The organism is Moorena sp. SIO4A1 (assembly GCF_010672065.1).
In the GTDB taxonomy this organism is placed as follows: domain Bacteria; phylum Cyanobacteriota; class Cyanobacteriia; order Cyanobacteriales; family Coleofasciculaceae; genus Moorena.
Genome location: NZ_JAAHHX010000168.1, coordinates 1 through 3,892, shown reverse-complemented (window position 1 = coordinate 3,892; position 3,892 = coordinate 1). Strand labels below are relative to the sequence as shown.

At 40.4% G+C, this 3,892-nt stretch carries 1 protein-coding gene; it reads right to left on the bottom strand.

What is annotated here, in order from left to right; all coding sequences use genetic code 11:
* Nucleotides 1-453: 453 nt before the first annotated feature.
* A complete protein-coding gene (locus F6K53_RS35550; protein ID WP_293084046.1) occupies nt 454-3,279 on the bottom strand; it encodes a polysaccharide biosynthesis protein in 2,826 nt (941 codons plus the stop codon).
* Nucleotides 3,280-3,892 lie beyond the last annotated feature (613 nt).

Sequence of the window (3,892 nt, the reverse complement as noted above, 5' to 3'; positions counted from 1 at the left end):
AACAAAAAAAAGATCTAGTGTTCATCACTACCTTGATAAATCGTGGTAACATTAGAGGTTTGAGCTGTTGTCATAGTATTACAAGCAACAGTGGTGAATATCCCTAGTATAAAGACTAACTTGCTGTATTTTGCTATCTTACTAATCACCATATTTGCTTTCTTATACTGATTTATTATCAATTTTTATAGTGGTTTTAAGTTGGATGAGCTATACACCAAATTTCTCCCCCCTTCTCCCCCTCTTTCCACTCTCCCCTTAGTTTAGCTGTAAGCATTCAGCTATCAACCATTGCCCTTTGGCCACCCTTGGCCTTTTTGGCCACGCTACGAGAATGGCCACGCTACTTGAGGTGCGAACGGGACAGCTTTTGAATAAAAGAGGTAAGCATTCGTTTAATCTGAGTTAAGTCTGCTGACGGCTGACAGCTGACGGCTGAAGGCTTACGTTTAGCTAAACTCCAATCAAAGTTATCGCCGCTTCAACGTCTACGGGTTTGGAGAAAAAGTAGCCCTGTCCATATTTACAGTTGAGGATTTTTAGTTGATCAATTTGCCTGGATGTTTCTACCCCGGTGGCAATTAGATCAACACCAAGATCATTGGCTAGTTTAGCCACGGTTTGAACGGGTTCTAAATTTATGTTATCCGTATTAATTTTACTGACTAGAGACCGATCAACTTTTAAGCCATTAAACTCTCCATAGATAGAGTTAGACACTTCATGGATATAATTGATATCCGATGAAGTATTAATACCAAAGTTATCCAATTCTAACTGAACCCCAATGGCTCTAAGTTTGGAAAGCACCACCATGGCTTCCTCAGGATTTTTACGAATAAAACTCTCAGGTATTTCTAGCTTCAAACGATAAGCATCCAAGTTAGTTTTATTGATAATATGGTCAATCTGCTGAACTAAATCAGGTTGCAATAACTGTTGGCGACACAGATTAACACTAATGGTTATCGGTGTTTGACTAGGAAACAGTTGTTGCCAAGACTGTAGTTGATTGCAAACTTCTCTGATTACCCACCAACCAATGGGAACAATCAAGCTAGTTGCTTTTGCTACTGGCATAAACTCTTCTGGGTAAATCAATCCTAGGTTAGGATGCTGCCAGCGCAACAATGCTTCAAAACTATTAATATGCTCGTTTTCTAGGAGCATAATCGGCTGGTAGTAAAGCTGCAACTCCTGATTTTTTAGAGCCTTTTGCAAATAATCTTCCATTTCCCAGAACCCAATTTTTTTGGTTTGGGTAACTTGGCCGTTGGCTTGGTGATAACACTTGTCTAACACTTTAATCTTGTCATCAGTCCTAATCATCTTAGAAATATCCGAATAAAAATTTAGAATTGGAGTAGTTTTTTTGTATTTAGCGGTGTATCCTGGTACCAGTTGCTCCAGCAAGAATAAAATTAGATTGGTATAATTTTGAGCTGCAGCTTTCCGGAGTGCATCTACTGCATAGTCAAGATTTTGGTAAACCATATGACTAGCATTTTTAACTACTAGCAATTTGTCGTGTAGGGTTGGTTCATATTCTTCTCCAGGAATTAGCAGTTCCTCAAATAACTTTTCTCCTGGTCGCAGTCCGCTAAAGACAATGTCAATGTCCTTACCCACTTCATACCCGGACAGGCGAATCAGTTCTTTGGCTAAGTCAACAATTTTGACCGGTTGACCCATATTGAGCATAAAAACTTCACCGCCCTGACCAATCACTGAGGCTTGCAAAACCAATTGAACTGCTTCTGGAATCGTCATGAAATAGCGACAGATATCAGGGTGGGTAACAGTCACCGGACCCCCAGCAGCAATTTGACGCTTAAAGGTAGGAACAACACTACCTCGGCTACCGAGAACATTGCCAAAACGAACCACAGAAAAATGCCTACCACTCCTTTGAGCTGCTTGTAGCACCAGCATTTCCGCCACTCGCTTGCTACAGCCCATAACATTGGTGGGATTAACTGCTTTATCCGTTGAAATCATGACAAAGTGTTCCACACCATATCGCAATGAGAGATCCAGCAAATTTTTGGTTCCCAGCACATTGTTTGTGATCGCTTCTGGAGGATTTAATTCCATCATTGGCACATGTTTATGAGCCGCAGCGTGGAAAACAATATCTGGTCTGAATTGGTCAAAAATGTACTCTAACCGACCGGTCAATCGAATATCAGCAATAATAGTGTTAAGATTGGGAAGTCTTTCATTTTCTAACCGATCGTATTCAAGTAGTTCTAAAACTTGGTTTAGTTCTTGCTGGATATGGAACACGGAGTTTTCTCCATGTCCTAAAAGTACCATTTCTGAGGGTTGACACTTAAAAATTTGGCGACAAAGTTCACTGCCAATAGAGCCTCCTGCTCCTGTCACTAAAACTATCTTTCCTTTCAGAAACTTAGCCACACGCTGAACATCAGTTTGTATAGGTTCGCGACGCAGCAAGTCTTCAATCTTGACATCCCGAACACTACCAACACGGATAGGATTATTGAGGATTTCATTCATACCAGGTAAAGTACTAGTTGGTACTCCTGTGGATTTACAAATATCTAAAACTTCCCGAATAACTCGCCCAGGTGCTGTAGGCATGGCGATAATAATTTTGCGAATACGTAGAGAGCGAACAACATCAGGAATGGCATCACGATTACCAACTATAGGTAGTCGCCTAATTCTTAAATTGAGCTTTTTACGGTCATCGTCAATAAAAGCGACGGGATTAAAACCCAGGGAAGGATTCTTTTGCATATCCTGGACTAGAGCAACCCCTGCACTACCAGCACCAACAATCAGTACATTGTCCCGGCGATGAAACTTCCTATGCTTTTGGCTGACTCTTTCGACTGCACGAACACTGAAGCGAAGACTACCGACAAACAACATGCTGAGTATACCGTCAAGTAAGGGCAAGGAATTAGGCAGGCTATTCAAGGATAAATTGGTTAAACCATTAGACCAGTGAAACAATAACGTTTGAATGACGATAGCAGCAGCAGTAAGTGCGGCTATCTGCTCTAGTTCATCAATACTGGCATAAGACCAGCAACGCTTGTAGAGACCGAAGGTAGAAAATACAGTTAGTTTAACGATTAGGAACAGAATGGTTGCCAGTATCAGTCCAGATTGATAGGGGTTGATATCTAGATGATTGTTTAAGAACAGGACTAGAGCTAATACTGGCGTACTCGTGAAAATAATCAAATCAATGAGTAAGAAGTGGCGATTTCTTAGACCTAGTAACCAATTTGATAAGTTATTCGTCATCTTTTATTATCCAGTTAATTATGAAAAATTACACAATAATTTAGCTAGGAAGCTTCGGATTAGGTAACAGGGAACGGGGTAAGCATTCAGCCGTCAGCTTATGTGCTACGCACACGCTACTTGAGGTGCTATCAGCGTGTCGCGTATCAGCTATCAACTTATGCGCTACGCGCACGCTACTTGAGGTGCCAAAGGCAAACGGCTAACCGCTGACCACTGACCACTGACTGACCACTGACCACTGACCACTGACAGCTGATAGCTGAATGCTTACGGAACGGGAAACGGGTAACACAGAATTATCGATGTTTTATACCTCTGGGTGTGCAAGTTATCTTAACTTTATAAATCGGTGGTTAGTATAGCTAAATAAAAAATCAAAAGAAACACAACTAAAGACATATTTTTTATTTTTTTATTGATTTAATGAATTTCAATATATCTAGGTCAAGAGAAATAGCACTCCTATTGCTTTACTAAATTTTTACTAAGGTTTTACTAAGTTTTTACTGATAGTTAAATGAGATTAACTGCTTAGTATAGTGGCTTATTAAAGGCTCACAAGGTTGCCAGTGTGGCATAACTTTTTGGTGCTACACTGGTGGAATGATTA

Coding starts and splice junctions, on each gene's coding strand:
- F6K53_RS35550 (WP_293084046.1), bottom strand. CDS start 3,279: ATGACGAATAACTTATCAAATTGGTTACTAGGTCTAAGAAATCGCCAC.